General features: G+C 74.2%; 3 protein-coding genes and 1 rRNA gene. All 4 read right to left on the bottom strand.

What is annotated here, in order from left to right; all coding sequences use genetic code 11:
* Positions 1–207 precede the first annotated feature (207 nt).
* Positions 208–2,652 (bottom strand): hypothetical protein, encoded by a 2,445-nt coding sequence (locus VGH76_RS03620; protein WP_331555244.1) that lies wholly within the window; start codon positions 2,650–2,652, stop codon positions 208–210.
* A gap of 53 nt (positions 2,653–2,705) precedes the next feature.
* The gene (gene ettA / locus VGH76_RS03625) at positions 2,706–4,382 is read right to left on the bottom strand and encodes an energy-dependent translational throttle protein EttA (RefSeq protein WP_331555245.1); all 1,677 of its coding nucleotides are present in this window, start codon (positions 4,380–4,382) and stop codon (positions 2,706–2,708) included.
* Between the two features lie 52 nt (positions 4,383–4,434).
* The gene (ssb, locus tag VGH76_RS03630; protein WP_331555246.1) at positions 4,435–4,989 is read right to left on the bottom strand and encodes a single-stranded DNA-binding protein; all 555 of its coding nucleotides are present in this window, start codon (positions 4,987–4,989) and stop codon (positions 4,435–4,437) included.
* A 249-nt stretch (positions 4,990–5,238) separates the two neighbouring features.
* Positions 5,239–5,314, bottom strand: a 5S ribosomal RNA gene (gene rrf, locus VGH76_RS28130); the annotation flags it as partial.

Genomic DNA, 5,314 nt, shown 5'->3' on the forward strand with positions numbered 1-5,314 from the left:
CACACGAACTGCCAACCACCCACCAGGCGGCCGCACCATCCGATGCCATCAGGACCACTCACCCTACCAGACCAGCTGAAGGGCAACCGCTCCAACCTATCCCGCCGCCCGGCCCGGGAACAACCCCTCGGCCCTGGCGACGTCGAGAACTTTACACCGCCCGCGGAGGCCCCTGGAGGCGGGGGGGCTCTGCGTCGTTCGCGCTGGTCAGCGCGGGCGGGAGCTGATCCCCGGCCCACGGGCGCCGTCGCCGTTGCCCGACGCCCCCTCGCCGGGGCCGGTGTGGCGGAAGGCGTCCATCGCCTCGGCGAGCAGGTCGGCCAACTGGGCGCCGTTCTCGCCCCGGCGCGCGCGACCGCCCGCGCTCCCGCCCGGTGCCGGGGATCCCGGGCCGGGGGCGTCGCCCGGGCGCGGGGTGAACCGCTGGTCGGTCGCCGGGAGGGACATCGACCCCGAGGCGTGCGTCCGCGCCGACGGCACCGTGACGTCGGCAGACCGCTCGCCTTCCGGAGCGGGTCGGGTAGCGTCCGGGTGCTGGTACTCGGCGAGCAGCCCGGCGAGCGTGAGCGCGAGCTCGCCGTCGGGGTCGTCCGCGTCGAAGCCCGCGGGAAGCGATCGCGCGGCGGACGTCGGTGCAGCGGTCGTGGTCTCGCGGGCACGCCCGGCGTCCCCGTCGCGGGGGGACGGGCGGCCGGGCGACGCCGGTGCCGTCCGGGTGTCGCACGGAGCCGGGTCACGGTGCGGTCCGTCGAGGCGGTCCGCCGTCGGGGCGTCGAGTCCCGAAGCAAGCGGGGTGGTGGCTCCTGGAGGCGGTCCCGCCTCGTCCCGGCGGTCGTCCCACGGTGCCGGGCGGCCGGCTCCGTTCACCTCAGGTCCCTCGACGGCGCGGTCCGGGGTCTCCCGCCAGGACGAGCCCGTGCCGAGGGGGTCCGCAGGATCGATGTGCGGGAACTCGGCCGGGTCCGGCAGCGCCCACGGGCTCAGCCGGCCCGGAGAGGGATCCGGAGCGTGATCCGGAGCGGACGAGGAGGGTGAGCCCGTGTCGGTCGGGTCCTGCGCTCCGGCCGGCGTCGCCTCCGGGTGCGCGGCGTCCGGCAGGCCGGACCCCGGTGCCGGCGCCACGGCGTCGGACGGCGGTGACGGCGCGGCGGCGTCCGGGGTGCCCTCCCGGATGGCGTCGAGTCCGTCGTCGGCCTCGGTGCCGTGCCGGGAGCGGCGGGACGTCTCCACCGGCCGGGTCGGCCCGCCAGTGGGGAGCTCGCCCGGGTGGTCCGGACCGTCGGTTCCCCCGTCGTGCTGATCGCCGGCACGGCTCCCGTTGACCCGCTCGGACGACCCTGGCCACGACCCCGAGGGGGACCCGGCGCCGAGGAGCCGTGCGAGCGCCTCGGGCATCGTCCGGGACCCGACGGTGGGCCCTGGGTCGTCATCGTCCTGACGGTGGTGGCTGCGCCGGCGGGGAAGGGGCCCCGGATCGTCGGCGCCCTCGCCGACCGACGAGCGGGCGTCCGCGAGGAGTGTCTCCACCTCGGAGAGCGTCGAGGCCCCGGCACCGGGTGCCTGTTCCCCGGACATCTGCTCCGCCGGTGCGCGGACCCGAGGCGCCGGGAGCCGCGGAGCCGCGGCGGCGATCATCGCGAGGGCCCGGAGCGCGGGGTCGCGGCGGTCGCGGGACCGTGACTCGAGCTGGTGGGCGTGCCGCACCGCGGCCAGGGCCTCCCCCAGCTCACCGGCGCGCTCGGCGGCGGACGCGACCACCTCCCAGGCGCGGGCCGCGGCCGCCTCGTGACCGGCGGACTCGAGCTGGGTCGCCGCGGTCCGCGCGAGGGCCTGCGCCTCGGCGTAGGCGCCGTTGACGAGGTGGACGCGCTCGGCGAGCGCGAGTCGGATCCGGGCGGCCGCACACACCACGAGCGGTGCGGCGGAATCCGCGGGGAGCGTCGCCCGGCCGCGGGCGACCGCCTCGTCCCGCCGGTCCAGGTCCAGGAGCAAGTCGACCTCGTCGGCCGCCGCGAGCAGCGAGCGACGCCCGCCGTCGGGGTCGGCGTCCGGGTCGGTGGAGACGGCTCCGGACACGGTGGTCAGCGCGCCCACCGTGTCCCCGCTGCGCCGCCGCGCCACCGCCCGGGCGCGCGCCAGGTCACGACGCACCAGGGTCGCCTCGTGCTCGGCGAGCTGGTGGACGGCGGCCGCGGCCTCCTCGGCCGCCCGGTCCGTGGCGGCGACGTCCCCGGCCGCGCCGGCGAGCTGGGCCCGCAGCAGGGCCGCCCGGGCCGCCGTGCGACCGGCGAGGCCCGTCGTCGACCCGACCGGTTCGACCAGGCGGGCGGCGACGGCGTCGTCGGCGAGCCCGACCGCGGCGGCCGCGAGCTCGACCAGGAGCCCGGCGACCTCGTCGCGGTCCTCCCGTTCGGTCGCGGCATCCAGGAGCGGCGCGGCGCGGGCCACGACCTCGTCGAACCGGTCGACCTCGGCGAGCGAGCGGACCACCGAGCGCTCCGCCGCCGAACGGACGGCGTCGTCGCCGCCGGCGAGGCGCAGGGCGTGCTCCGCCAGCGCGGCGCCGAGACGGGGATCGGTCCACCGCAGCCCGTCCGCCACCTCGAGAACGGTGCGCGCCGAGAGCGCGCCGTGCTCGCCCGGTGGTGCCACCAGCGCTCCCTCCTCGGCGTCGACCGCAGGACCGTCCCGCGACCGTGTGGGACTCAGTCCCGGGTGAGCCTGCGGTGCGTCACGCGGTGCGGACGGGCCGCCTCGGCGCCCAGTCGCTCGACCTTGTTCTGCTCGTAGTCGGCGAAGTTGCCCTCGAACCAGAACCAGGACGCCGGGTGATCGTCGGTGCCCTCCCAGGCCAGGATGTGGGTGCACACCCGGTCCAGGAACCAGCGGTCGTGGGAGACGACGACGGCGCAGCCGGGGAAGTTCTCGAGCGCGTTCTCCAGCGACGACAGCGTCTCGACGTCGAGGTCGTTCGTCGGCTCGTCGAGCAGCAGCAGGTTGCCGCCCTGCTTGAGCGTCATCGCCAGGTTCAGCCGGTTGCGCTCCCCGCCGGAGAGGACGTTCACCGGCTTCTGCTGGTCGGGGCCCTTGAACCCGAACGCCGAGACGTAGGCGCGGGAGGGCATCTCCACGTTCCCGACCTGGATGTAGTCCAGACCGTCGGACACCACCTGCCACACGTTCTCGGTGCCGGACAGGCCGGACCGATTCTGGTCGACGTAGGACAGCTTGACCGTGTCGCCGACCCGCACCGTCCCGGAGTCGGGCTGCTCGAGACCGACGATGGTCTTGAACAGGGTCGTCTTGCCGACCCCGTTCGGGCCGATGACGCCGATGATGCCGTTGGGGGGCAGCGAGAAGGACAGGTCCTTGATGAGCAACCGGTCGTCGAAGCCCTTGTCCAGGTGCGAGACCTCGACGACGACGTTGCCCAGCCGCGGGCCCGGCGGGATCTGGATCTCCTCGAAGTCCAGCTTCCGGGTCTTCTCCGCCTCGGCGGCCATCTCCTCGTACCGGGCCAGCCGCGACCTGCTCTTGGCCTGGCGGGCCTTGGCGCCCGACCGGACCCACGCCAGCTCGTCGGCGAGCCGCTTGCGCAGCTTCGCGTCCTTGCGGCCCTGGACCGCGACCCGCTCGGCCTTCTTCTCCAGGTACGTCGAGTAGTTGCCCTCGTACGGGTAGGCGCGCCCGCGGTCGAGCTCGAGGATCCACTGCGCGACGTTGTCGAGGAAGTACCGGTCGTGGGTGACGGCGAGGACGGCGCCTTCGTAGCTCGCGAGGTGCTGCTCCAGCCACTGCACGCTCTCCGCGTCGAGGTGGTTGGTGGGTTCGTCGAGCAGCAGGAGATCGGGCTTGCTCAGGAGGAGCTTGCACAGCGCCACCCGCCGGCGCTCACCACCGGAGAGGTGGGTGACCGGCGAGTCCCCCGGCGGGCAGCGCAGCGCGTCCATCGCCTGCTGCAGCTGGGAGTCGAGGTCCCAGGCGTCCGCGTTGTCGAGGTCCTCCTGGAGCTTCCCCATCTCCTCCATGAGCTCGTCGGAGTAGTCGGTGGCCATGAGCTCGGCGATCTCGTTGTAGCGCTCGAGCTTCACGGCGACGTCGCCGGCGCCCTCCTGGACGTTGCCGAGGACCGTCTTCTCCTCGTTGAGCGGGGGCTCCTGCTGCAGGATCCCGACCGTGGCCTCGGGGGCGGCGAACGCCTCGCCGTTGTTGGGCTGGTCGAGTCCCGCCATGATCTTGAGAACGCTCGACTTGCCCGCACCGTTGGGTCCGACCACACCGATCTTCGCTCCCGGGAGGAAGTTCAGCGTGACGTCGTCGAGGACCACCTTGTCGCCGTGGGCTTTGCGAACCTTCTTCATGGTGTAGATGAACTCAGCCACGCCCCCGATGGTAGTTGCCCACCGAGGCCGTCCCCGGGCCCGGTCACGGTTTTCAGCTCGCGAGGGCCGAGCCGGCGAGGTGACCGCCGTCGTCCCCGTCCAGCAGCGGTTCGCCGGGCGCGTGCCCGTCGTCCGCCGCCCCCGCCGCGACCGGGGAGCCGAGCAGGTCGTCGGACCCGGCGAAGGGCGCCCGCTCGTCCACGACGGCGAGACCGGTGACGTCGACGACCGACCGGGCCGGCGCCGGGGCGTCGGTCGGCACCACCTTGGCGCTCACCCGCGCCAGGTCGAGACCGACGCTGCGTGCCTCGATCTCGGTGGAGGTCCGCCGGACACCGTCGGCCTCGTACTCCCGGACCGAGAGCTTCCCGCGGACGACGACGGGATCGCCCTTGGCTACGCAGGTCCGGACGTTCTCCCCGAGCCGCCGCCAGCAGTTGACCCGCACGGCGACGCGTGGGCCGTCCTCCCACGAGCCGTTCTCCGCGTCGAAGCGCCGCTCGGTGCTCATCAGCCGGAAGTTGGCGACCTCGTTGCCGTTCGGGATCCGCCGCCAACTCACGTCGCTGGCCACGTTGCCGACCACCGTCACCCAGGTCTCGTTCACGTCGTCCTCCTCGCCCCCGCTCCCTGGTGGAGCGGTCTCGGGAGAACACGGTGCGCCGCCGGGACGCCGGAACGGGAACGCCGGCGGTGCGGCTGGGGACAGGTCGGCGCTGTGGTGCCGCTGGGGACAACTCGTTGCGCCGATCGGAGCGCACCCCGGATCCGGTGCCGACGTTCCTGGCGCAGAGACACGTCAGCCCCCGCCCCTGGTGTGGGGTGGGGGCTGGTGTGTGGTGGGGGTGGTTGGGTGTTCCGGCGGTGTCCTACTCTCCCACGACCTGGCGGTCGCAGTACCATCGGCGCTGGAGGGCTTAGCTTCCGGGTTC

It is taken from the genome of Actinomycetospora sp., assembly GCF_036497585.1.
GTDB lineage: Bacteria > Actinomycetota > Actinomycetes > Mycobacteriales > Pseudonocardiaceae > Actinomycetospora.